This window comes from Myroides profundi (assembly GCF_000833025.1).
GTDB lineage: Bacteria > Bacteroidota > Bacteroidia > Flavobacteriales > Flavobacteriaceae > Flavobacterium > Flavobacterium profundi_A.
The window spans coordinates 2,495,967-2,520,560 of record NZ_CP010817.1 but is presented as its reverse complement, the minus strand read 5'-3'; the positions used below and the strand labels follow the sequence as shown (position 1 = coordinate 2,520,560).

At 34.5% G+C, this 24,594-nt stretch carries 25 protein-coding genes; 24 read left to right on the top strand and 1 reads right to left on the bottom strand.

Annotated features, from left to right (window positions below; genetic code table 11):
- Position 1: 1 nt before the first annotated feature.
- From bioA to MPR_RS11015, 6 genes are all read left to right on the top strand, one after another.
- Positions 2–1,282 carry an adenosylmethionine--8-amino-7-oxononanoate transaminase gene (gene bioA / locus MPR_RS11035; RefSeq protein ID WP_041892588.1) on the top strand — a complete coding sequence of 427 codons (1,281 nt, stop codon included), beginning with the start codon at positions 2–4 and terminating at the stop codon, positions 1,280–1,282.
- Positions 1,283–1,473: 191 nt separating this feature from the next.
- Positions 1,474–1,653 carry a hypothetical protein gene (locus MPR_RS11030; protein ID WP_041892586.1) on the top strand — a complete coding sequence of 60 codons (180 nt, stop codon included), beginning with the start codon at positions 1,474–1,476 and terminating at the stop codon, positions 1,651–1,653.
- 70 nt (positions 1,654–1,723) lie between these two features.
- A complete protein-coding gene (locus MPR_RS11025) occupies positions 1,724–2,227 on the top strand; it encodes a hypothetical protein (RefSeq protein WP_041892583.1) in 504 nt (167 codons plus the stop codon).
- A 65-nt stretch (positions 2,228–2,292) separates the two neighbouring features.
- The gene (locus MPR_RS18755) at positions 2,293–2,457 is read left to right on the top strand and encodes a hypothetical protein (RefSeq protein ID WP_167541465.1); all 165 of its coding nucleotides are present in this window, start codon (positions 2,293–2,295) and stop codon (positions 2,455–2,457) included.
- A 126-nt stretch (positions 2,458–2,583) separates the two neighbouring features.
- Positions 2,584–3,414 carry a helix-turn-helix domain-containing protein gene (locus tag MPR_RS11020; protein ID WP_041892580.1) on the top strand — a complete coding sequence of 277 codons (831 nt, stop codon included), beginning with the start codon at positions 2,584–2,586 and terminating at the stop codon, positions 3,412–3,414.
- 71 nt (positions 3,415–3,485) lie between these two features.
- Entirely contained in the window at positions 3,486–4,238 is a 753-nt protein-coding gene (locus tag MPR_RS11015; protein ID WP_041892578.1) for an MBL fold metallo-hydrolase, read from the top strand.
- 58 nt (positions 4,239–4,296) lie between these two features.
- Here the strand turns inward: MPR_RS11015 and MPR_RS11010 are convergent, their stop codons facing one another.
- Positions 4,297–5,235: a Dyp-type peroxidase gene (locus MPR_RS11010; RefSeq protein WP_041892577.1), complete on the bottom strand. Its 939-nt coding sequence runs from the start codon at positions 5,233–5,235 to the stop codon at positions 4,297–4,299.
- A gap of 1,674 nt (positions 5,236–6,909) precedes the next feature.
- On the opposite strand from MPR_RS11010, the gene MPR_RS10995 reads away from it, so the two are divergent.
- The 18 genes from MPR_RS10995 to MPR_RS10915 all read left to right on the top strand — a co-directional run bounded on the left by MPR_RS10995 (position 6,910) and on the right by MPR_RS10915 (position 24,553).
- Positions 6,910–8,004 (top strand): helix-turn-helix domain-containing protein, encoded by a 1,095-nt coding sequence (locus tag MPR_RS10995; protein ID WP_041892573.1) that lies wholly within the window; start codon positions 6,910–6,912, stop codon positions 8,002–8,004.
- A 934-nt stretch (positions 8,005–8,938) separates the two neighbouring features.
- Entirely contained in the window at positions 8,939–9,661 is a 723-nt protein-coding gene (locus MPR_RS18940) for a helix-turn-helix domain-containing protein (protein WP_235280440.1), read from the top strand.
- A gap of 440 nt (positions 9,662–10,101) precedes the next feature.
- Entirely contained in the window at positions 10,102–10,989 is an 888-nt protein-coding gene (locus tag MPR_RS10985; protein ID WP_235280439.1) for an AraC family transcriptional regulator, read from the top strand.
- 901 nt (positions 10,990–11,890) lie between these two features.
- Positions 11,891–13,630: a phage tail-like protein gene (locus tag MPR_RS10980; protein WP_041892566.1), complete on the top strand. Its 1,740-nt coding sequence runs from the start codon at positions 11,891–11,893 to the stop codon at positions 13,628–13,630.
- Positions 13,627–13,734, top strand: a complete 108-nt coding sequence (locus MPR_RS19065) for a hypothetical protein (protein ID WP_144405026.1) — start codon at positions 13,627–13,629, stop codon at positions 13,732–13,734. The genes MPR_RS10980 and MPR_RS19065 overlap by 4 nt, the downstream gene beginning before the upstream one ends.
- A complete protein-coding gene (locus tag MPR_RS10975) occupies positions 13,731–14,024 on the top strand; it encodes a hypothetical protein (RefSeq protein ID WP_041892564.1) in 294 nt (97 codons plus the stop codon). Before MPR_RS19065 ends, MPR_RS10975 begins: the two co-directional genes overlap by 4 nt.
- On the top strand, positions 14,021–14,314 hold the full coding sequence (locus tag MPR_RS10970) for a hypothetical protein (RefSeq protein WP_041892564.1): 294 nt from the start codon (positions 14,021–14,023) through the stop codon (positions 14,312–14,314). The genes MPR_RS10975 and MPR_RS10970 overlap by 4 nt, the downstream gene beginning before the upstream one ends.
- Positions 14,311–14,604 (top strand): hypothetical protein, encoded by a 294-nt coding sequence (locus MPR_RS10965; RefSeq protein ID WP_041892564.1) that lies wholly within the window; start codon positions 14,311–14,313, stop codon positions 14,602–14,604. The genes MPR_RS10970 and MPR_RS10965 overlap by 4 nt, the downstream gene beginning before the upstream one ends.
- A complete protein-coding gene (locus MPR_RS10960) occupies positions 14,601–14,894 on the top strand; it encodes a hypothetical protein (protein ID WP_041892564.1) in 294 nt (97 codons plus the stop codon). Before MPR_RS10965 ends, MPR_RS10960 begins: the two co-directional genes overlap by 4 nt.
- On the top strand, positions 14,891–15,184 hold the full coding sequence (locus MPR_RS10955) for a hypothetical protein (protein ID WP_041892564.1): 294 nt from the start codon (positions 14,891–14,893) through the stop codon (positions 15,182–15,184). Before MPR_RS10960 ends, MPR_RS10955 begins: the two co-directional genes overlap by 4 nt.
- Positions 15,181–15,567, top strand: coding sequence for a hypothetical protein (locus tag MPR_RS10950; RefSeq protein ID WP_041892562.1), 387 nt, complete (start codon positions 15,181–15,183; stop codon positions 15,565–15,567). The genes MPR_RS10955 and MPR_RS10950 overlap by 4 nt, the downstream gene beginning before the upstream one ends.
- A 105-nt stretch (positions 15,568–15,672) precedes the next feature.
- On the top strand, positions 15,673–15,930 hold the full coding sequence (locus MPR_RS18675) for a kelch repeat-containing protein (RefSeq protein ID WP_041892560.1): 258 nt from the start codon (positions 15,673–15,675) through the stop codon (positions 15,928–15,930).
- Between the two features lie 52 nt (positions 15,931–15,982).
- Positions 15,983–17,614, top strand: a complete 1,632-nt coding sequence (locus MPR_RS18180) for a hypothetical protein (RefSeq protein ID WP_052472723.1) — start codon at positions 15,983–15,985, stop codon at positions 17,612–17,614.
- Positions 17,615–17,711: 97 nt separating this feature from the next.
- On the top strand, positions 17,712–19,784 hold the full coding sequence (locus MPR_RS10935; protein WP_041892557.1) for a hypothetical protein: 2,073 nt from the start codon (positions 17,712–17,714) through the stop codon (positions 19,782–19,784).
- 1 nt (position 19,785) lies between these two features.
- Positions 19,786–21,066, top strand: a complete 1,281-nt coding sequence (locus tag MPR_RS10930; RefSeq protein ID WP_041892555.1) for a T9SS type B sorting domain-containing protein — start codon at positions 19,786–19,788, stop codon at positions 21,064–21,066.
- 8 nt (positions 21,067–21,074) lie between these two features.
- Positions 21,075–22,007: a PorP/SprF family type IX secretion system membrane protein gene (locus MPR_RS10925; RefSeq protein ID WP_041892553.1), complete on the top strand. Its 933-nt coding sequence runs from the start codon at positions 21,075–21,077 to the stop codon at positions 22,005–22,007.
- 29 nt (positions 22,008–22,036) lie between these two features.
- Positions 22,037–23,995: an OmpA family protein gene (locus MPR_RS10920; RefSeq protein ID WP_041892551.1), complete on the top strand. Its 1,959-nt coding sequence runs from the start codon at positions 22,037–22,039 to the stop codon at positions 23,993–23,995.
- A 240-nt stretch (positions 23,996–24,235) separates the two neighbouring features.
- On the top strand, positions 24,236–24,553 hold the full coding sequence (locus MPR_RS10915) for a hypothetical protein (RefSeq protein WP_041892549.1): 318 nt from the start codon (positions 24,236–24,238) through the stop codon (positions 24,551–24,553).
- The last annotated feature ends 41 nt before the right edge of the window (positions 24,554–24,594 follow it).

Sequence of the window (24,594 nt, the reverse complement as noted above, 5' to 3'; positions counted from 1 at the left end):
AATGAAAAATAGACAAAAGAATTTAATAGAACGCGATTATGCTGTGAATTGGCATCCTTATACTCAGATGAAAACAGCTCAGAATATTATACCTATTGTAAGAGGAGAAGGGAGTTATCTATACGATGCAAATGGCAAGAGATATATAGATGCAGTATCTTCGTGGTGGGTAACCTTACATGGGCATTCGCACCCTTATATTGCTCAGAAAATGACCGAACAATTAACTACTCTAGAGCAAGTAATCTTTGCTGGGTTTACTCATCAGCCTGCTATAGAATTATCAGAGCGATTATTAGGCTTATTACCATCTAGCCAGACTAAGATATTCTATACAGATAATGGTTCGACAGCGATAGAAGTAGCTTTAAAAATGGCTATTCAGGCTAATTATAATAAAGGAGGTAAGAAGAATAAAGTCATTGCTTTTAAAAATGGGTATCATGGAGATACTTTTGGGGCAATGTCTGTGAGTGGTAGAGGAATATGGACAGATCCTTTTGGCGATATGTTGTTTGAGGTTTTGTTTATAGAGGTGCCCACGGCAGAGAATCTAGAGAGTATAAAAAAGACCATTGATACATATGTTGAAGAGACAATCTGTTTTATCTATGAACCCTTAGTACAAGGGGCAGGGGGAATGTTAATGCACAAGGCAGAACACCTATCTGCATTAATGAGCCATTGTAAAGAAAGAGATATCCTCTTAATCCAAGATGAGATATTCGTGGGGTTTGGGCGAACAGGAAAGCTTTTTGCCGCTAATCACCTTAGTGAGTCGCCTGATATTATGTGTTTTTCGAAAGGACTTACTGGAGGTACTTTACCATTAGGAATTACTACTTGTACAGAAGAACTGTATCAGGCATTTTATGCAGATGATAAGACTAAAGCACTGTTTCACGGACATTCTTTTACGGCAAGTCCTTTAGCCTGTACAGCAGCTTTAGCAAGTATGGATCTATTGTTGTCTAAAGATACACAGGATCATATTAATCGTATTGTAGAGCAACACAAAGGGTTTATACTACAATTAAAACAGCATCCTAAAGTACAAGATGCGCGTCAATGCGGAACTATTTTTGCGATGGAATGGAAGACAACAGAATGCACTTCTTATTTTAGTGATATGCATGATATGTTATATCCTTTCTTCTTAGAGAGAGGAGTCCTGATGAGACCTCTAGGTAATATCATCTATCTAGTGCCTCCATACTGTACGACTGACGAAGATCTAGTGTATATATATGGCTGTATATTAGAGGCTTTAGAGATGATATAACTGTTCTGTATTAGGTGTCAAAACAAAAGAAACAGGTCTCTCTAAAAAGAGTAAAAAAAGCTTATAAATTTAAGTTTTTTTTCACAGTTCCTTTGATACATTTGCACCGCTTTTAGCACGAGGAAAAAGAGAAGTAAATTGCTTGGCATTATTGTTGTTTTATCGAGTACCTAAACCTAAAATAGGAGGACATGATAAAGAGTAGTTTATTGATCAGTGTATCTGTATTAAGTATGTTAGTGTTTGCAGGAAATTATAGTTCTGTAACTTATGCTACCTGTACAGGATCTTCGAATTGTAAAGCGTGTAAAAATTGTAAATACTGTAAGCACTGCGCTCAGAAAGGAAATAGCTGTGGAGTGTGTAAGTAGATGCATTTTTAGTACGTAGTACATGGCTAGGGCAAGGTCTTACATAGTTTGAGGTATTTTAAATAGGATAATGAAACAAATAATTCTGTTGTTTGCAAGTATGACATTACTGTTATTTGCTTGTAAAAAAAGTGCCGGGTCACACGGTTTTACCATTTATGGTGAGAGTGACTATTATAAAGATGGAGTGTATTGTGCTGAGGTGATGTATGAAAACCCTTATACAGAGAGTAGTAGTACTTATCAGGTAAGTGTAGAGGTGAAGGATGGAAACTTAGTACATATCAACTGGCCTAGTGAAGGATGGCTAGACGATGTGAACTTCTCTACTCAAAACATTACAGATGGGGAGTGCTCATTTATGAGTGAGAGAGGCTATAGATATACTATCACTCTAGGAGGGTTAGGAGGAGAGTGTTATGATGATAGTGAAGAATTGCAGAATCGCGTGAATGAGGATACGGCTCAGGCAACTTGTCCTGAATGTGGAGAGATGAGAGCTATACAAGAGAAACACTGCGTCTATTATGCTAATAGCGTAATCTTAGAGAATAATTTGGATAGACACTTTTAGTAAAACAGTATAAGAAGACTTATTTATAGTGTAAGCAAATTATGAATCGTATTTAAGAAAAGAAGATGAAGATCATAGGATGGGGTATTATCGCGATAGCGGTTCTCTTTTTAGGGATGTGTATTGGTGGACTAAATGGTAATACACCTGAAGAATTATTGGTTCTATTAGCTCTATTAGGAGTGATATTAGGTGCCTATCTTATCTATAAAAGTCAACATAAGGAATAATATAATTAAAGAAGCCGATAGATGATTCTATCGGCTTTTTGTTTGAAAAAGGCGTTTTTTGATTGTAGAAACGCGAGATTAATACTATTTTTAGTAGTTTAATTGATTGAATAGGATTTATAAGATATGAATGTAAAGTACTGTTTGCCTAGAAAAGAGCTCAGAGGTATCGTAAGTAGATTCTGGCATGGAGAAGTAGATCTAATAGAAGGGGAAGGGCTGTATCGCATAATCGCTTCTGGAAATACAGGGATCATTATACAGCTGTTTCAGAATCAATCAGTATTGTACAATAAGGAAAATCAAAAGGCTTTGCCTAAGTCTTTTATCTATGGTCAAAAGAGTGATAATCCTTGTCTTAATTACTTTGCTCATAAAGCTATTGTGCTGGGAGTAGACTTGCATCCTACTGCTTTTAAAAAGATATTTGGTCTTCATACTACAGAATTGACCAATACGCTAGCAGATGCAGAAGATCTCTTACCGAGTGAAGTGTGTAGACAACTTTATGAAAGTACATCTACCCAAGAGGCAATTAAAATATTAGAAAATCACTTCTTAAGATATGCTATAACATCTTCTAATCAAGAGATAGAGTACATCATACAAAAGCTAAATAAGACTTGTGAATTAGCTAATACAACGAGCCTAGCAGAAGAAGTGAATATGTCTAGGAGAAGTTTTCAGAGAAAGTTCAAAGAAGTAGTAGGTATAGATGCTTATACTTATAGTAGAATCATGCGATTTCAGAAAGCATTACACTTTATGCAAAATAGTCAAGCTACCTCATTAACTCAGGTAGCGTACGAGGTAGGCTATGCGGATCAATCTCACTTCGGGAGAGAGTTTCGGGTATTTGTAGGAGATTCACCTAAAGCATTTCTTCAAAATAGCCATTTTATGGATACTCCACAGATAGATATTTCTATACCCTTTAGAATAATTGGCGTAGAGTAAATTGGCGTTATCATTCTATTTTTTGACTTGAAATAAGTTGAATTTTGTTCAATTAAAATTAGAAAAATAGTATGATCAACGTATATCACTTGAATGCTGTAGAGATTAATGCTCCAACAGGAGATAGAGCCATTGGGCACTGTACAGTTTTAGAAATAGAAAATAAATTAGTTCTACTAGATGCAGGAATAGGAGTACAGGACAACAATCCTGTGCAATCTAGATTCTCACCCGAATTAGTAACAGCTGTTGGGCTTCGATTAGATCCTTCTATGGCCATATATGAGCAGTTAAAACAACGAGGACTAGATCCTAGAAAGGTAACGGATGTGGTGGTATCTCATCTAGACTGTGATCATATCTCAGGTATTGTAGATTTTCCGAACGCTTCTATACATGTTGCCTCTGAAGAGTATCATAATTACCAATCTGACAATCCTCGATATGTAAAGACGCTCTTACTCCATCAACCTATTATAATGCAGTATAGGACTACAGGAGAACAATGGAGAGCATTAGAAGTAAGAAGAATACAGATAGAAGGAGTAGAGTTGTATTTGACTCCATTGTTTGGACATACTTTAGGACATTGTGGTATTATTTATCAGGTAGAGGAGGATTGGTATTTTTATATAGGGGATGCTTATTATTTAAGAGAAGAACTAACTAACCCTAATCACCCTGTACACCAATTGACAGAGGCGAGAGCAGATAACAATAGACTGCGATTAGAGTCATTAGAGCGTATAAAGGAGTTTATAAGTCAGTATCCAGAAGTAGTGGTGTATGGCTATCACGATATAAAAGAGTTTTTAGAAGTATAGTATATAAAAAAGCACCTCAATAGTTATACTGAGGTGCTTTTGATTTTATAAAGTATTGTTATTCTGCAGAATAATCATTTAAAATGTCTAAAGAAGGCACGAAGAATAACGTTCCTGATATGGCTTTACTAAAGTCTAATATTCTATCATAGTTACCTGCTGGTTCTCCAATAAACATATTTTTAAGCATTTTTTCTGTTGTGCTGAAGGTAGAGGCATAAGAAATAAAATAAGTTCCTGCTTGTCCTTTAGAAGGATTAGCATAGGGCATATTCGCTCTAATAATTTTTAGTTCATTACCGTCTTCATCTTCTATTGCTGTAAGGGCAGTATGTGAGTTGGCAGGTTTTTTATCGTCTTCCATCTCTATATCTGTAGCTTTATATCTACCGATTACTTTCTCTTGTTCTTCTGTAGATAAGTTGTCCCAATCCTTCATAAAGTGAATATACTTTTGGACGAATAAGTAACTACCTCCTTTGTATTGAGGGTCTTCGTTTCCTACGATTCCGAAGTAATCTCTGTCTTCTCCGATAGGGTTTTCAGTACCATCTACAAAACCTATGATCGCACGACCATCCCAATATTTAAACCCTTGTACTTCATCGATACAGTCTGCTACTGGCAGTAGGACTTTAGATATCGCCATGGCCATATCATAGCATATAGCAGGATTAATAGCGCTCAAGTGTAGGTGTAGGTCTGCATCTGTAGATACAGCAGTATGTTTATTTCCTTTGATTTCTTCAAAAACTTTTAATTCCTTTGGCATTGGAGTAGGTAAGTCTAGTTTTAGCCAAGCGTTATGACTTACTCCTAAGATACAACTAGTAGGTTCTGCGTTTACTCTAACTTTAAATGAATTGTTTAAGTTATTGACTAGACCACATAAAGCCTCAAAAGCTTGTTTTATTTCAGCTCCTTCTTTAAACTTCCAAACTGAAAAAATAGTATTGTTATTTGGATAATCTGTCACATTTTGTGCTTTTTGACTCATTTGTCTTTCTTTTTTAAACGATTAAACTAACTGTGTTTTGTAAAGGTATTTAAAATTTTGGCAATAGGTCAAGGATAGGGTGGTATTTAAAAAGGTTTTAAAAATGAGGGTGTATCTTTGTTAGAATAATTGAACACACTAGTGATATGATAAGGACAAGTTAAAACGTTAGTATCTTTATCTAGTTATGTTAGTTTTGTGACGGATATAAGAGAAATATGGATATTATTTTATGGATTATAGTTAGTGTGGCTTTTATTGGGAGTATCATTATGTTTATTCCTTCTATTATGTCGATTGCATCTCCTAAGTCTAGCGTTGTAGGACGAAGATATTATTGGTTAGACAAGGTATCTAGAGTTTTTTTTATATCTGTACTTTTTTATCCTCTATTATTTTTGATAGCTGTATTGTGTTACCGTTTTTTCGATCTAAAGGTTCTCCCTTGGTTATTTGGTTATGTAGTAGTCTCTGTAATTTTATTTATTATCTGGAGTAAGTTGGATCAGATAATAAGGAGGTGATTTTTTGTAAAAAACAGAGAAAAAACGAGGATTATTATTGGTCTTAGATACCTCTTAAACCCTTGTAGTCTCTAGGAAAGCGTCTTCTTTAATAGTACATATTGCGAATATTTATTGTTATAAATGTTAAAAAAAACTTTTTAACATTTCTGTAAGGTTTAGTGCTTAGTTGTTTTTTTTTTGAAGAATAGCTTTGTATTTGATTTTGTTTATGGATATTGTTTATAATAAGATTTAAAAACGTAGAGCCTATTAATTATTGTCACATAACGCGAACCCTTGGTGTGTGTGACTTTTTTGTACCTTCTCATCACAATATGATAAATTATAAGGTTTTTAAAAACGTCCTTTTTAACAAAAATAGCTATATGATACAGGGAGAATTCAATAAAAGAGTCAACAAAAATAGCCCTGTGAAACTGTTTTTCTTTCTTCTAACTGTTTTTCTTCTTTTGTGTATTCCTTTTTATAAAGAAATGCTTTTGGATACATCGTTTAATTTTTTCCCTTTAGTAGCTAATATTATTTTAGTGTCTTTATTACCACTTTTTACTTATTCTTTGGTGAAAAGAGAGGCGTATAAACTAATTGTAATAGGAATTGTATTTTTGGTTGTAAATCTTGTAGAACATCACTTTAATCTATTGGAGATTTCTTTGTTCAATCTTTATTGTGTGATGTATATTTTGTTTTTTTATTGTTATGCCAAAAAGATTACCATAGAGAATAGATTTCAGAAAGGGTATACATGCTTTATTAATTACTTTCTTATTTTTTATGTTGTATTATTAAACGTTGGAATCGTTTTTGATAAGTTCTATCACAGTATACATGCCGAGCAGATTATGTACTTTAATATAGGTATTAAGTTGATTATCTTATTTATAAGTATGCTTACCTTATGTTCATACGTGATAGTTGTACTTGTGAAGAGTAGTAGAGTATTAAGAGAAGATACTGTGATACAATTAAAAGAGTATTTGAATTTTAAATAAACAGATATCATATATGTAGATCGGAAGCTAAATAGAAGTAGTCGTTTTTTCATTCACAAAGGAATGTGAAATACCCATCTTAGAAGATAACCAGTGTGTTTAATTTCTAATAGAACTGTACATAAATTATATAAGCTCCCCCAAGCGTTTAAATTATGATTTTATTATTCTTAATAGTATTACTTTTTGTTGGTTATGTCCTTGTTTTTAGCCATAATATGTCTAAAGAGATTGGCGATAAAAAGGTGTTTTACCTCTCTTGTATTCTTGTTATATTCGCTTTTTTAGTTTACTTCATTAAACGTGATAAAATTGCTTTAAACTTTTCTTTTGGAGCATTTTTAGGACTGACTATAGGTCCACTTTTACTATTGTTATTAAAGGATAAAGAGAGTAAGATATACTATCACTTTTTGCCTCTTATTGTATTTTCATTAGTTGATGTTATTAGCTTTTTTTTCGTACCTAGTTTTTATTGTTGGTATTTACCATTCTTAGATGATATTCTTTTTGCAACAGTAGCATTGAGCTGTATAATCTATGGTAGTTATGGTTATCTTTATGTAGTTCGAGAGGAACTAAGTTTTGAACACAATAGTATTGTGATTTCTTATATTGTATTATTATTTAGTTGTGCTTTCTTTTTTGGTCTGCTTTTTTTTAAATCTCCTAAAGTATTAGATATAGATTATGTGTATATGATATATTGCTTCTTCTTGATAGGAGTGGCTTTGCTGACAGAACTCAATGTTGCTCTAAACTGTAGACAACAGAATGCTAATCCACGTGTTTTAGATCCAAGGGAGTATCTTATAAAAGGGGAGGGGAAGCAAGTAGTCTGGTCAGAATTTGTACAAGAGCTACCAGATGAACATAGAGAGAATAAGAAAGAAGTAGAACACACAGAGAAGCAAGAAAGAATAGATGTTATTCGTCAGAAGTTGTCTAAAAACCTGATAGAAACCAAACTTTATTTAGAACCTAATCTGACCATAGATCAAGTGGCGACTGTCATTCGTATTAGTAAAAAGGAATTAACGGATTACTTTAAAAAGGGTAATTCAACTAATTTTAGAAAGTATATTAATCGGTTAAAAGTAGAATATGCAGTTAATCTAATTCAAGAAAAAAATAAGGATATTACGGTAGAAGAACTTGCTTTTTATTGTGGGTTTAATACTCGATTATCTTTTTATAGAGCCTTTGTTCAATGGTATGGTTTTCCACCTTCAGCATTATTAGATAAGTAGGTAAATTTTTTTAATGTATCAAAAGCGATATTCGATATAGAGTATCGCTTTTGTTTTTAGCATGTTTTTTTCGTTTTTTGATAAAAAAGTAGTAAACAGTGTCTTAAGATACTAATATCTACTTTTAGACTAGTTCTATTATATAGAAACTTAAATAATAATGTTTTTAGTTGTTAAAAATATAAACTATGTAACCATAAGCCATACTTTTTTAACACTTGATATTCTTAAAGTATGTACCATTAGGCTTTAGATGAGGAGAGAGAGTCTTTTTTGATACATGGAATTAACATAAGGCTTCTAGTTTTGTTTTTCAAGTTTAAGTATATAAACACTCTTCAAATCCTATTTATTTAGATATTCATTTTTGTTAAATGTAGTTGAGTTTTACACTTTGGATAGTTTGTGGGCTAAAAAGAATATTTCAGAATCTTTATTGTGTCTATCAAAGTGATCAAAAAAAGTGAGGGGTTTTTTCTTTAAAAAAGATTTTATGTACAGAGTTTAATTGTTTCCCTATTTACAATTTATTATGGTTCTACTATTTTTGATTCTCCTTTTTTTTGTTAGTTATGTTGTTCTTTTTAGTTTTAATAAATCAAAACGCAATATAGATAAGAGGATTTTTTTTCTATGTTGTATTTTAGTTCTATCCTCTTTTCTAGTGTATCTAATAAAGAGAGATAAAGCTTTTTTTGACTTTCACTTAAGTGCTTATTTTGCTTTAACGATAGGCCCTCTATTGTTTTTACTATTATATAATGTCTCTATTAAGATATTATGGCATTTATTGCCTTTTATATTTTTTCCAGTATTCTATTTGTTGTCTAAGCTATTTTTTCCTCATCTTGAATATTTACTTTTTTTAGATACGATACTGTATGTTTTGATAGCAGGAAGTTGTTTGTTGTATGGAAGTTATGGCTATTTATATATGATAAAACATGAATTAGAGTTTAAGAAGAATAGTGTGATTTTGAGTTATATTTTATTAGTGTTAAGTTGTTCTTTTTTCTATGCTGTACTGACGTTTAAGCCTATTGGAGTTTTTGATGTCGATTATATTTATGTATTCTATTGTCTTATTTTGCTTATTGTTGCCTTTTTAGATGCAATGAATAGTTATATAATTAAAAACTACAAAGAAAGGTTAAAGATAAAAAGTGAAGCAATACAGTTATTAATAGGAGAGCTAGAAGAACCAAACTTAGCAAGTCAACCAGAGCTTGACGAGTCAGAAGTTGCTATAGAATATAGCGAAAAAGAGGTAGTAGAGGTTTGTTTGGATACAAAGGAACCTCAATTTACTTTGGAGAAAGAACAGCGCATGATGGTTATTCGTCAGAAGTTGTTTGAACAACTGATCGAAAGTAAGCTTTATCTGAATGTAGATTTAACCTTGCAAAAGCTTTCTGAAGTATTAGAAGTAGATAAGAAGGAATTGTCAGAGTATTTTAAAGAATCTAATTCTGTAAGCTTTAGACAATATATAAACCGATTAAGGGTAGAATATGCAGTGGGCTTAATTAAAGAAAAAAATAAAGATGTGACAGTAGAGGAATTAACGAGTTTTTGTGGTTTTAATACCAGATTGTCTTTTTATCGCGCATTTGTACAGGTATACGGTTTTCCTCCATCAGCTTTGTTGAGTAAGTAATGAAGATTTTAGATAATTGTTTTAGAAGTATTGCTTCTGAAATAATAAAATACTTTGGATTTTAAAAGATAATATATGTTAAAATAAAAGATTAACATATGTATTTTTAGTTTTGTTTTTAATGTATTTTTATGTGTTATATTGTTTTTTTTTAGTTGTGTTTTATTGATATATATTATTTATTAACTTTTTAGTTTCTTCATTGTTTTTGATTTCTACTTAATAGTTGTTCGCATAAAGTGACTTTTTGATAATTTTAAGTCTTAAGTTGTACAGGTGTTTATTTAATGTGAATTATTGTGTTAAAAAAAATATATGTAATGCGACTTATGTTTGTTAATAAAATAGCTAGAAAAGGTTTATCAGAGTACATAATTTATGTACTATTACTGGTTTTTATTACTTTCTGTTTAGTTTTCTGTACAAGTACGATAGGATGTATGGAGTTTAATATTTTTCCTTGGATGGGTAGTATTATCTTAATTTCTCTTATTCCTATAACTAACAATAGAACGGTATTGTCAGAACTATACAGTATTTTAATGTTGGGGCTAGCTGTTATTATTATACATACATTTTTTCATTTAGAGATTTGGTTAGAAGATTCATTGTTTAACTTTTTTAGCATAATGTATCTCTTGTTTTATTTTACTCGCATTAGTAGAATTAAAATTGAAGATAAAGTACATCAGGGATATATTCATTTTATTAATTTCTTTTTGTTGTTTGATTTCATACTCTTTAATGTTGATTCTTTATTAGGTTTATTATTCAGAGAGACTATAGCATTACATATAAAGTATATAGATATAGGAATAGATGTTGTTATTCTGTTTATTTCTGGTATTACTCTGCTTACTTTAATAATCAATAAATTAACATTTAAAAAAGAGTCATTCACATATAAAATATCAAGTAAAACGGATCTAGATGTAGAAGAAGGAAAAGACCAAATAATTACTAATCAACCAGTAGTAGCCTTTACAGAAGAGGAGGTAGTAATTGCAAAAAAGATTGCTGATTTTTTTGAACAAGACTTATCTTATTTAGAAAATGATTTTTCTTTGAGTAGACTATGCGAATTGATAATTGAGGATAACAGAAGTACGGTTAGTAGGGTAATTAATGACTGTTTAAATACAACATTTTATAAATTAGTAGGCAAATATAGGGTTAACCATGCCCTTAGATTATTAGAAAGAAAGGAAAATTGGACACTAGATGTAGTAGCAAATAGTTGTGGTTTTAAATCTGTAAATACTTTTAAAAAGCATTTTGTTGATTGTGTTGGAATAACACCTAATGAATATAGAATGGTTGGTCTTTAAATAATACTCTTTTCGGATAATGCTAGAGCATAATTACATATCTCCATATAGCTTAGTTATAAAGTAACTCTCTAAGTTTAGTTTAGGGGAGATTTATCCTTGTTTTAAAAGTAGATCTTAATTGTATAAGTGACAAACGGCTATCAATGTTTAATTGGTAGCCGTTTTTTTGTATAATCTATTTTCACATTGGAATAACACAAAAAAAATCTAATGAATTGACTCGTGCTAAAAAGATTGGTTCGGGAAAAAAGGGTATTTGTTCGGAAAAACAGGGTGTTTTCCGAAGAGTTTCTGAACAAGCTCCGAACGAGCCCCAAACAAAACTTTTTTTATCAGAAAGTTTCTAGCTTTTTTATAACTAAACTTTTGTCTTGGTAGGAAGAATTATTTAATAGAATAGAGAAATATGTGACCTATTATCCTTGTCTTTTATTTTGAGAAAATAATATTATCACCAAATATTGGAACTGTCTTTTTTACAAGTAAAAGCAAACTTTTTTGATTATCCCTATCCTATTGTTAACCTCTGTTTTTGTACTAATCAGCTTTATTAATTAAGTAAAAGAGTACCACTCTTATGCAAAACTAAAAGGTAAAAGAGGAGTAGTGGTTAAATAGAGCTGACCTAATATTTCAAAACTAGTTTTGTATTTACTTTATTGATTTGTAGTGTGTTGTGTTTTTGTTTCATTCGTTAAACTACGTATCAATACGTTTCATTTAATCATTTTAGTCGATTTCTGATACAATTATTAACAATTGGTGCAAATATATTTGCTTGTCAATAATTTCTGAACAGGGAGTTAATTGTATTTCTATTCTTTAGTACTATTTACGGAATAGGATGTAGTAATATAAATCAAGTATTGTTAGGTTAAAATAAATTGTAGAGAAATATATGAAAAAAAGAGTACTATCTGTAGCTGCTTTATTAGTAAGTAGTTTTGCTGCTAATGCACAAGTAGGGATTGGAACTTTAACTCCAAACAAATCGGCAGAGTTAACTATTGAATCAACCAATAGGGGGTTATTGATTCCACGTATTGCATTAAAAGACAGTAAAGATGTTGTTACAATTAGCGAATTTCCTAAAAATGGAATTAATAGCATGCTTGTGTACAATACTGCTACTGTTAAGAATGATTTGAAACCAGGATATTATTATTGGTATATCGATAAATGGAATCGATTAACTACTGTTGCAGATATTCCTGATGCTGTAATTAATAATTACCAAGAGATTTTCAATAATAAAAATATTGTTGAAGAGATTACTAATATCGTTAATACAACTAAAGGTAATGTTGTTTATGAAGGTGATAAATTATACTACATAGGCGATAATGGTGAAAAAGTAGAAATAAAAGAGAAAGTTACTAAGATAGAGTATGATGAAACTTCTGGAGATTATATTTTCTATAACGAGGATGCAATTGACAGAAAAGGAAATCCTATTCTAAATAAAGGGTATAGAATTAAACTTCCTAAGAGCGTAATCAAAAACTTCAAGGAGATTATTAACAATGAAATAGTTAAGAAAGAACTGTATGAAGTAATTAACAACAGTTATGTAGGTGGGAATGTTTATTATGATGGAAATTCATTTACTTATGTAACAAAAGAAGGAGAAGTAAAGAATATCACGTTTAACGATATCGTTAAAGGAAATGAAACGGTTACTACATTGGTAGATAATGGAAATGGAACATTTACATATACAAATGAAAAAGGAGATGCTGTTACTATTGATTTAACAAAGGGACCTAAAGGAGACAAAGGAGCTGATGGGAAGTCTGCTTTAGAAATTTGGCAAAGTTTACCTGGTAATGATGGAAAGGATGGAGAAGCTTTTATAGCAGCTATAAAAGGAGACAAGGGAGACAAAGGAGATACAGGCTTCAAGTCAGAGTCACAACCAGGTCAGACAGGAGAACCAGGGAAACCAGGTGAAGCAGGAGGACCAGGTGAAGGCGTAACTATTGTACACAATGATTCGGGAGTATGGGTTTATGATCCAACAACAAATACATGGACAAATATCTTAGGTCCTAAAGGAGAAAAAGGTGACAAAGGAGATACAGGCTTCAAGTCCGAGTCACAACCAGGTAAGACAGGCGAACCAGGTAAACCAGGTGAAGCAGGAGGACCAGGCGAAGGCGTAACTATTGTACACAATGATTCAGGAGTATGGGTATATGACCCAACAACAAATACGTGGACAAATATCTTAGGTCCTAAAGGAGAAAAAGGAGATACAGGCTTCAAGTCCGAGTCACAACCAGGTAAGACAGGCGAACCAGGTAAACCAGGCGAAGCTGGCGGCCCAGGTGAAGGAGTGACTATTGTTCACAATGATTCAGGAGTATGGGTTTATGATCCAACAACCAATACTTGGACAAATATCTTAGGACCTAAAGGAGCAGATGGGAAAGATGGTGACAAAGGAGATACAGGCTTCAAGTCCGAGTCACAACCAGGTAAGACAGGAGAACCAGGTAAACCAGGTGAAGCTGGAGGACCAGGCGAAGGAGTAACTATTGTACACAATGATTCAGGAGTATGGGTTTATGATCCAACAACAAATACGTGGACAAATATTTTAGGACCTAAAGAGCTGGCGGCCCAGGCGAAGGAGTGACTATTGTACACAATGATTCAGGAGTATGGGTTTATGATCCAACAACAAATACTTGGACAAATATTTTAGGACCTAAAGAGCTGGCGGCCCAGGCGAAGGAGTGACTATTGTACACAATGATTCAGGAGTGTGGGTTTATGATCCACCAACAAATACATGGACAAATATCTTGGGACCTAAAGGAGAAGATGGAGCAGACGGAAAAGACGGTATCGGTGGAAAAACTATACAAGGTCACGCTATTACAATTACTGGAGCAGGTACAGAAGGAAGCCCATATGTAGTAAATGCAGATGAATCTAAACTAATCTTAGTAGGGGATGTAACAGGACCAGCAAATACGTGGACAAATATTTTAGGACCTAAAGAGCTGGCGGCCCAGGCGAAGGAGTGACTATTGTACACAATGATTCAGGAGTGTGGGTTTATGATCCACCAACAAATACATGGACAAATATCTTGGGACCTAAAGGAGAAGATGGAGCAGACGGAAAAGACGGTATCGGTGGAAAAACTATACAAGGTCACGCTATTACAATTACTGGAGCAGGTACAGAAGGAAGCCCATATGTAGTAAATGCAGATGAATCTAAACTAATCTTAGTAGGGGATGTAACAGGACCAGCAAATACGTGGACAAATATTTTAGGACCTAAAGAGCTGGCGGCCCAGGCGAAGGAGTGACTATTGTACACAATGATTCAGGAGTGTGGGTTTATGATCCACCAACAAATACATGGACAAATATCTTGGGACCTAAAGGAGAAGATGGAGCAGACGGAAAAGACGGTATCGGTGGAAAAACTATACAAGGTCACGCTATTACAATTACTGGAGCAGGTACAGAAGGAAGCCCATATGTAGTAAATGCAGATGAATCTAAACTAATCTTAGTAGGGGATGTAACAGGACCAGCAAATACGTGGACAAATATTTTAGGACCTAAAGAGCTGGCGGCCCAGGCGAAGGAGTGACTATTGTACACAATGATTCAGGAGTGTGGGTTTATGATCCACCAACAAATACATGGACAAATATCTTGGGACCTAAAGGAGAAGATGGAGCAGACGGAAAAGACGGTATCGGTGGAAAAACTATACAAGGTCACGCTATTACAATTACTGGAGCAGGTACAGAAGGAAGCCCATATGTAGTAAATGCAGATGAATCTAAACTAATCTTAGTAGGGGATGTAACAGGACCAGCAAATACGTGGACAAATATTTTAGGACCTAAAGAGCTGGCGGCCCAGGCGAAGGAGTGACTATTGTACACAATGATTCAGGAGTGTGGGTTTATGATCCACCAACAAATACATGGACAAATATCTTGGGACCTAAAGGAGAAGATGGAGCAGACGGAAAAGACGGTATCGGTGGAAAAACTATACAAGGTCACGCTATTACAATTACTGGAGCAGGTACAGAAGGAAGCCCATATGTAGTAAATGCAGATGAATCTAAACTAATCTTAGTAGGGGATGTAACAGGACCAGCAAATACGTGGACAAATATTTTAGGACCTAAAGAGCTGGCGGCCCAGGCGAAGGAGTGACTATTGTACACAATGATTCAGGAGTATGGGTTTATGATCCAACAACAAATACGTGGACAAATATTTTAGGACCTAAAGGAGACAAAGGAGATACAGGCTTCAAGTCAGAGTCACAGCCAGGTAAGACAGGAGAACCAGGGAAACCAGGTGAAGCAGGAGGACCAGGCGAAGGCGTAACTATTGTACACAATGATTCGGGAGTATGGGTTTATGATCCAACAACAAATACGTGGACAAATATCTTAGGTCCTAAAGGAGAAAAAGGAGACAAAGGAGACAAAGGAGATACAGGCTTCAAGTCAGAGTCACAGCCAGGTCAGACAGGAGAACCAGGTAAACCAGGTGAAGCAGGAGGGCTTCAAGTCCGAGTCACAACCAGGTAAGACAGGCGAACCAGGTAAACCAGGTGAAGCTGGCGGCCCAGGCGAAGGCGTAACTATTGTACACAATGATTCAGGAGTATGGGTTTATGACCCAACAACAAATACATGGACAAATATCTTAGGGCAGGCTTCAAGTCCGAGTCACAACCAGGTAAGACAGGCGAACCAGGTAAACCAGGTGAAGCTGGCGGCCCAGGCGAAGGCGTAACTATTGTACACAATGATTCAGGAGTATGGGTTTATGACCCAACAACAAATACATGGACAAATATTTTAGGGCAGGCTTCAAGTCCGAGTCACAACCAGGTAAGACAGGCGAACCAGGTAAACCAGGTGAAGCTGGCGGCCCAGGCGAAGGCGTAACTATTGTACACAATGATTCAGGAGTATGGGTTTATGACCCAACAACAAATACATGGACAAATATTTTAGGGCAGGCTTCAAGTCAGAGTCAAAACCAGGTCAGACAGGAGAACCAGGGAAACCAGGTGAAGCAGGAGGACCAGGTGAAGGAGTAACTATTGTACACAATGATTCAGGAGTGTGGGTTTATGATTCAACAACAAATACATGGACAAATATCTTAGGGCCTAAAGGAGACAAAGGAGATACAGGCTTCAAGTCAGAGTCACAACCAGGTCAGACAGGAGAACCAGGGAAACCAGGTGAAGCAGGAGGACCAGGTGAAGGCGTAACTATTGTACACAATGATTCAGGAGTGTGGGTTTATGATCCAACAACAAATACATGGACAAATATCTTAGGGCCTAAAGGAGACAAAGGAGATACAGGCTTCAAGTCAGAGTCACAACCAGGTCAGACAGGAGAACCAGGTAAACCAGGTGAAGCAGGAGGGCCAGGCGAAGGCGTAACTATTGTACACAATGATTCAGGAGTGTGGGTTTATGATCCAACAACAAATACATGGACAAATATCTTGGGACCTAAAGGAGAAGATGGAGCAGACGGAAAAGACGGTATCGGTGGAAAAACTATACAAGGTCACGCTATTACAATTACTGGAGCAGGTACAGAAGGTAGCCCATATGTAGTAAATGCAGATGAATCTAAACTAATCTTAGTAGGGGATGTAACAGGACCAGCAAATACTAATAAACTGACATCGTTAAAAGGAAAATCTGTGAATCAGGATGCTCCAACTACTAATGGTCAAGCGTTAGTGTATAATGGAACAGAATGGGTAGCAGGAACCCCTAGTATAGATGTAACGAATGTATTAAATGCTAAAAATCTTAAAGCTGCTGATTCAGAACCAACAATAGAAGTGACAGAAGGTGGTACTAGAGCTGTATTAGTAGAAACAAGTCTTAGAGTAAAAGACGAGTCTATTACATCTGGTAAAATTAAAGATGGTACAATCCAACCAATAGATATGGCAAATGGTGGAAATAATCAGGTATTAGTAACTGATGCTACTGGAAAACCAAAATGGGAGGATAAATCTACTTTAGGTGTAACTGCAGATAATGGATTGACTAAAACAGGAAGTAATGTACAGTTAGGAGGTACTCTATTAAAGGCTACTGAGATTGTAACAACAAGCGCAAATACTTTAGCATTAAAAGGATTAGATAAGAAAAATGTTCAGAATGAACAAACTCAACATCTAATGGCTGTTGATAATAATGGAGATATTATTAAAGGATTAAAAGCAGCCATGCCGAAGTTCTTCTATATGCCTTCTATTGTTATTCCTACGAGTCAAGAGCAATTAAATGCTCCTGGATCAGGTCATTTAGCAAGTGATACTTTTAGTGATACTACTTTACTTGGTAAGATTGATTTATATGGACGTTATACGATGCAGTTTGGAACTCCAAAAACGTCTAATACAGGTAAGAATACAACTTTACCAGTATTGCCAGCGTCTGAGTTAGATTACCATATAACATGGTATGATACTTCAGTATTTAAAGTTGTAACAGTAAGTGATAGTGGAATATTAAACTACGAATTACAACCAGGTGCAGACGTAACAGTAGGTACATTTATGAATATTGTATTCGCTGTAAGAAACGATAATTAATAAACTATTTTATCTAGGCTTGTCTTTTATTGGGCAAGTCTAGGTATATAGCTAAGTAATTGTAACGAAGAGTTACTTAATTAATCATGATAAGTTTATGAATTATATAAGAAATATAAATAAATACCTATATATCCTAGTATTTACATTAGTAAGTACGGTGGTAGGGTATGCACAATCTGTAAATGCTGGAGGAAATAGAACTATTTGTGGTACAGAATATACTTTAGAAGGGAGTACAGATGCAGGAGATACTAAAGGGATAACATGGTCTATAGAAAGTAAACCAGCTGGAGCGACAGATCCAATAATTAGTAATCCAAATATCCTAACTCCTACTGTTACTGGAATGAATAAACCAGGACCTTATGTTTTTAAATTAACGAAGGTTAATGCAGGAGGTAGTATTACAGCACCTTCTAAAGTTACGATTACCTCTTCAGGGGATGTGTCATCATTCAGTGCAGGTAGTAATATTTTGAACGTACCTGCTACAACAGGAACAGTTCAACTAAATGGGGTAATACCTGAAGGATTTACTGGTGAATGGAGAGCTGTTAATATTTTACAATATGAGAAATATTCAACTACTACAGATATCAATACAAGTATTAGTAATAAGAACATTGCTAATCCTACCTTTAGTTTAATTAAAAAATCAAATCACGATGCTGATCCAGCGTATAAATTGATTTTAAAAATTACTTCTATACACAATCCGTTTTGTGTAATAGAAAAGGAGGTAATAGTGCGTTTTATTCCTAATCCACATATAATTGTTCCTGAACAAATCTCAAGTTGTGGAGAGAATATTGTTGATGACACTATGTTCTTTGATTTGCTTGCTAATTCTCCTGCTTTTGCAACAGATAAACCTAATGCTGCTGGTAGCCCTACATCTGGTACAACTATAACTTTAAATACGATACAAAAACCAGGAACAGGTGTATTTGATTTTAAGTTGTTAGATATAAGTAGAGTATATTTCAGAATGGATAATGTAGGAGTATATAAATTTACCTTAACAGTAAAAAATGCTATTGGAGAATACACTACACCTATAATTACTTTTAACAAAACAGGTGTAAAACCAGGTGAAATTAATTTTGTACTAGCAGATCATCCTGAACAGTATATGAATTATGCTGGAGGAGGAACAGGAGGAGAGCTTCTTTGTGGAAAAGTAGGAGATAGTAGCCCCATTAATGTATATTTTTCACTTAACGAAAAAGACGATCCGTTAACAACAATAACAACTGCATCTGCTAGTAGTGGGAATACACCTGGAGGTGTTGTACCTAATGTGCAAATGTTTGAGGCAGGTAAAAAAGTTAGATATTTTACTGTTACTCCACCTGTGGGAGGTTGGAAAGCAGGAACCTATCCCATTAGTATAAATATAAGTAATGGAGGGTGTTATATTTCTGTTAGTTATTATATTCATGTATCAGATGGTAATCGCTCAGATTTAAAAGTTGAAGATATAATAGTATGTTATCCTGGAACAGGAACTGTTAAAGCAAATGTTATATTACCTACACCTTTTCAAGAAGTAATTAATAAAACTTATTTCCAAGGTTTTTATGGAAACTATGAGTTAGAAGTAGTTTCAAAACCTAATGGTTCAGCTGAACCTCAATTTGAAAGAGATATATGGAATCAAAGAACACTTAAAAGTACTTCTACAGTTATAGATAATTTAAACAAACCTGGAGAATATGTCTTTAAGATTAAAGCGATAGGTTATGGAAGTCATGTAGATTGGCTTGTGGCACAAGAATATGCTTGTTCAGGAGCCTCTAGAGAAACTACTTTTAAAGTAATCGTTTCAGAACAGGTGGGATCAAATGCAGGTAGTAACCAAGATGATCTTTTCTGTAGAGCCCGTACTGTTTTAGTAGGAAATGATCCAGGTGCTGGCCAAGGGAAATGGACTGTGGAGTCAGCACCAGTCGGAATGACACCAACATTTAGTGATGATACTAATTCTAGAACTATTGTAGCAGGATTAGATGCAACAGGAACATATAAGTTTACATGGACGATAACAACAGGAGACTGTATATCAGCTAGTACAGTAGAGGTAATTACTGATCAAGATAACTGTAAAAAACCTTTGATTATCACTAACCCTACCACTACTAGTAAAACAATAAAAAGAAAAAAGTAGTATGAAAAAGAAAATAATAATACTAGGTGGGCTTTTGATAAGCTTACCTAGTATCGCTCAAAAAGAGAAGAAAGATCAGGTTTTAGTTAACCAAGGAAAATTCTCTATTGCAGAGGGAGGATTATTATCTACTATTTATGACTTTACTAATACAGAAAAAGGAATAGTAGAGAATAACGGTTCAGCCTATTACTACAACAACTTTAAAAATGAAAACCTATATTATCACAAAGATAATGCTACAAAATCTGTAGCTGTCTTCACTAAATACGAAGATCAAACAGGGCAACAGCTTATATCGGGAAGTAAACCTACTGACTTTTATAATGTAGTCTTAGATAATGCAGAGCCAGTTGTAGCTTTTGACCTTAAAAACGAAGCGAATGTACGCGGATCAGTAGATTTTAAAGACGGTATTATTAAGGTTGATTCTTTAAAAGGAATGCTAACGTTTCATCAAGGAGCCAAGGCTTTACATCCTACAGATAAAAGTCACGCAGAAGGTTATGTAGAGAAGATAGGTAATGAGGAGTTTCAATATCCAAAAGGAGATAGAGGACTATACCGCTATGCTAGAATCACTGCTCCTGAGCATGTAAAGGATGCTTATCAAGGGAAGTACAACTTAGATGATAAGAATTTCTTTACAGCTCGCAATGCGAAGTCAGGAGTGATTAACTTACTAGATGAACGCGAGTATTGGACAGTAGATAAAGGAAGAGATAATAGTAAAGGAGACATCATGCTGACACTGAGTTGGGATGAGCGTACTACACCAAAAGAGTTATTGGTTAATCCAGAGAAAGAATTACACATTGTGCGTTGGGATGCTAAACAACAACTTTGGGTAGATGAAGGAGGAGTAGTGGATCTAGAGAAGAAAGAGATCACTACACCTACGAGTGTTAAGGGCTACGGATTCTTTACGTTAGCGACTGTTAAGACAGATTTAATCTTAGATGGTGATATCGTTATTTACAATCTTGTGACGCCTGATGGAGACGGTAAGAATGATTACTTCATCATAGATAATATCAATAGGTTCCCTAATAATACAGTAGAAATCTATAACCGTTGGGGAGTGAAGGTGTTTGATACACATAATTATGACAGTGTAGGTAATGTGTTTAGAGGATATTCAGAAGGACGAGTAACCATTAGTAAAAATGAGAAATTACCAACAGGAGCATACTTTTATATTGTTACTTATGAGTATAAAGATAAGCATGGTTCACGTATGATTAAGAAATCGGGGTATCTACATTTAGAAAGTAATAAGTAAGAAGAGTTATGAGTATTCAGAAAAATATAAAGAAAATTGGAATCAGTCTATTGCTAATAGGCTGCTTCCAAACTATGCAAGCTCAGCAAGATCCGCAGTATACCCAATATATGTATAATACTAATATGATTAACCCTGCTTATGCAGGTAGTCGTGGGACACTTAATGTGTTTGGGATGTATAGAACACAGTGGGTAGGGGTAGATGGAGCACCTAAGACAGCAAATGTGTCTGTGTCTACGCCTCTTGGAGAAAGTGGATTAGGACTAGGAGTGAACTTTACCAATGATCGCATTGGAGCGATGGATGAGAATAATATCTCTGTAGATTTAGCTTATGCAATAGACTTAAATGAGAATTACAAATTAGCTTTTGGACTTAAAGGAACAGCTAATTTATTAAGTGTTGATTATACAAAGCTTAATATTCACAACCCAACAGACCCTGTAAGTCAAGAGAATATTAATAATAAGTTTAATCCTAATATTGGAGCAGGACTTTATATGTATTCAGATAAAGCGTATGTAGGGTTATCAGTTCCGAACTTCTTGACTACAGATCGCTATGATGATAATGATATCACGACTATGCGTCAGAAGATGCACTTCTACTTAATGGGAGGATATGTATTCGATGTGAGTGAGAACTTATTAATTAAGCCAGCCGCTTTAGTTAAGGCGGTAAGTGGAGCACCATTACAAGTTGATTTAACAGCTAACTTTTTGATGTATGACAAGTTTACTTTAGGAGCTGCTTATCGTTGGGATGCTTCAGTGAGCGCCTTGGCAGGATTTCAGGTCAATGAAAATCTATTTGTAGGATATTCTTATGACTTTGAGACTACTGCGCTTCAACGTTATAACTCAGGATCACACGAAATCTTCTTAAGATTCGAATTATTTAACCGTCGTAGTACAATTAATGCACCGCGATTTTTCTAAGGAAAACTAGCTATAAAGAAAGAGAAACTATGAAAAAAAAGCTACTGAAAATAAGCTTATTGACAATGTTGCTTTTCGTAGGTATTAGTACTTATGGACAGAAAGTAGCAGAAAAGAAAGCAAATAAAGAATATCAAACTCAGGCTTATGTAGATGCAATCAAGATCTACGAGCGCATTGCAAACAAGGGGTATACTAACGCAGATATGCTAAAGAAGCTAGCGGATGCATATTATTTTAATGGAAAGTTACCTGAGGCTAATAAGTGGTATGAAACACTATTCGATGGAGAGTATGACGATAAAGGAAAAGAGCCAATTCCATCAGAATATTACTATCGTTATGCACAGACGCTTAAATCTGTTGAGAGTTATGACAAGTCTAAGCAAAAGATGGAAGAGTTTTCCAGATTGGAAGCTAATGATTCTCGAGCACAACTTTTTCAAGAGAATAAAGACTATTTGCAAAAGATAGAGGATAAGAAGGATGTATATGATCTTAAAGCTTTGAGTATTAATACAGAATTCTCGGATTATGGAGCTACTATATTAGGCAATGAATTAATTTTTACATCAGCTCGTAATCAAGAAGTAGATAAGGCTATCCATGAGTGGACTAATGAGAGTTTTACAGCCTTGTACAGTAGTACGATTAACGTTGATGGGACTTTCTCAGAACCTAAGCAATTCGCTAAAGAGATAAGTTCTAGAGTAAATGATGCAACAGCTGTCTTTACAAAGGATGGTAATACGATGTACTTTACTAGAAATAACTCTAGTGAAAAGGGAAAGAGAAGAAACAATAAGGACAAATCATCTTTATTAAAAATATATAAAGCCACTAAAGGTGAGGATGGCTTGTGGGGACAAGTATTGGAGCTTCCGTTTAACTCGGATTATTTCAATACAGCCCATCCTAGTTTGACACCGGATGGTAAGTGGCTTTATTTTTCTTCAGACAGAAAAGGAACATTGGGGCAATCAGATATCTTTAGAGTAGCTATTTATCCTACGGGTGAATATGGCAATGCAGAGAATATCGGTGCTAAAGTAAATACAGCAGGTAGAGAAACCTTTCCATTTATATCAGAGGACTACTTCTTGTTTTTTGCATCAGATGGCCATCCTGGATTAGGAGGATTGGATATGTTTGTAGCTAAGATTAATGTAGATGGAAGCATTGGTCAGGTTGCTAATATGGGAACGCCTATTAACAGTCCATTTGACGATTTTGGTTTGTATATCGATAGTAAGTCTCACAAGGGCTTTGTAAGTTCTAATAGGCCAGGGGCTAGTGGAGGAGATGATATCTATTTCTTTAAAGAAAAACCTTGTAAGCAAGCTTTAGAAGGGATAGTGTATGACAAGGTGACTAAAGAGCCATTAGTTAATGCTAGAGTGATTCTATCAGATGCTCTTTATCAGCAGACGGATACAATTATCACAGATGCAAAAGGATATTATCTGTCTAATTTATTAGATTGTGGAGGGAAATACCGTATTAAAGCTGAGAAAGAAGAGTATAATACAGTGGAAGTTGTATTTATCGTAGAACGCCAACAAGGAGTAAAACGAGTAGATATCGGACTAGAGAAGACTTTAGAACCAGTGACAGTGAACGATGACTTATTTAAGAAACTTAAGCTAAATCCTATTTACTTCGACTTTGACAAATCTAATATTCGCCCAGATGCAGCAGCAGAACTAATCAAAGTAGTAGAGGTATTAAAAGAATACCCAACGATGAAGATAGATGTTCGCTCACATACTGACAGTAGAGGAAATGATGACTACAATCTTAAGTTATCAGATCGCAGAGCGAAGTCTACAGTAGAGTGGATGGTGAATCAAGGCATTGAGAGAAGTAGAATTACAGGAGAAGGATATGGGGAGACACAGCTACAGAATAAATGTAGTAATGGAGTACCATGTAGCGTAGAGGAACATCAGTTAAATAGACGTAGTGAGTTTATCGTTATAGAGCTTTAAGTAAGCTCTTGTCTGTGATAACTATTATTAATAATAATGTTCAACAAATCAATTTTTTTTTCGACCGATCCCCACTGTTGAATCTAAAACAACAGTATTAGCCTAAGAAGCTCCCTGAAAAGGGAGCTTTTTTATTTTAGTAGAATCCCCTTGTAATAGAAATAACTAAATAATTTACCTTAGAGAATTGGTATCATCCATCTTGTTCTTGTAAGTTTGTGTCATAAAAGGACTGTTTGTATGGAAATTGTATTGTGGGTTATAGTTAGCCTTGTGTTTTTAGGGAGTTTAGTGATGTTTGTTCCCTCTTTGATGTCTTTGGCCTCGCCAAGGCCAAAAGAACTAAAAGGGATGTATTATTGGAATAGTATTGTTTCTAAAACATTCTGTGTATTTGTGATGTTATATCCTTTAGTATTTTTAATCGCAGTATTGTTTTATTTCTTTCTTCAGTCTCCTGTTCTTTATTGGTTAACGAGTTATGCTATTTTAGTAGTTCTTCTTTTTGCTATGTGGAATAGATTAGATAAGAAAGTAAATGGAGGTAAAAAGAACTAGTGAAATTAGGTTAAATAAAGGGGATATAATCTATAAAAAAT

Coding starts and splice junctions, on each gene's coding strand:
- bioA (WP_041892588.1), top strand. CDS start 2: ATGAAAAATAGACAAAAGAATTTAATAGAACGCGATTATGCTGTGAAT.
- MPR_RS11030 (WP_041892586.1), top strand. CDS start 1,474: ATGATAAAGAGTAGTTTATTGATCAGTGTATCTGTATTAAGTATGTTA.
- MPR_RS11025 (WP_041892583.1), top strand. CDS start 1,724: ATGAAACAAATAATTCTGTTGTTTGCAAGTATGACATTACTGTTATTT.
- MPR_RS18755 (WP_167541465.1), top strand. CDS start 2,293: ATGAAGATCATAGGATGGGGTATTATCGCGATAGCGGTTCTCTTTTTA.
- MPR_RS11020 (WP_041892580.1), top strand. CDS start 2,584: ATGAATGTAAAGTACTGTTTGCCTAGAAAAGAGCTCAGAGGTATCGTA.
- MPR_RS11015 (WP_041892578.1), top strand. CDS start 3,486: ATGATCAACGTATATCACTTGAATGCTGTAGAGATTAATGCTCCAACA.
- MPR_RS11010 (WP_041892577.1), bottom strand. CDS start 5,235: ATGAGTCAAAAAGCACAAAATGTGACAGATTATCCAAATAACAATACT.
- MPR_RS10995 (WP_041892573.1), top strand. CDS start 6,910: ATGATTTTATTATTCTTAATAGTATTACTTTTTGTTGGTTATGTCCTT.
- MPR_RS18940 (WP_235280440.1), top strand. CDS start 8,939: ATGATAAAACATGAATTAGAGTTTAAGAAGAATAGTGTGATTTTGAGT.
- MPR_RS10985 (WP_235280439.1), top strand. CDS start 10,102: ATGGAGTTTAATATTTTTCCTTGGATGGGTAGTATTATCTTAATTTCT.
- MPR_RS10980 (WP_041892566.1), top strand. CDS start 11,891: ATGAAAAAAAGAGTACTATCTGTAGCTGCTTTATTAGTAAGTAGTTTT.
- MPR_RS18675 (WP_041892560.1), top strand. CDS start 15,673: ATGGACAAATATCTTAGGGCAGGCTTCAAGTCCGAGTCACAACCAGGT.
- MPR_RS18180 (WP_052472723.1), top strand. CDS start 15,983: ATGGACAAATATTTTAGGGCAGGCTTCAAGTCAGAGTCAAAACCAGGT.
- MPR_RS10935 (WP_041892557.1), top strand. CDS start 17,712: ATGAATTATATAAGAAATATAAATAAATACCTATATATCCTAGTATTT.
- MPR_RS10930 (WP_041892555.1), top strand. CDS start 19,786: ATGAAAAAGAAAATAATAATACTAGGTGGGCTTTTGATAAGCTTACCT.
- MPR_RS10925 (WP_041892553.1), top strand. CDS start 21,075: ATGAGTATTCAGAAAAATATAAAGAAAATTGGAATCAGTCTATTGCTA.
- MPR_RS10920 (WP_041892551.1), top strand. CDS start 22,037: ATGAAAAAAAAGCTACTGAAAATAAGCTTATTGACAATGTTGCTTTTC.
- MPR_RS10915 (WP_041892549.1), top strand. CDS start 24,236: ATGGAAATTGTATTGTGGGTTATAGTTAGCCTTGTGTTTTTAGGGAGT.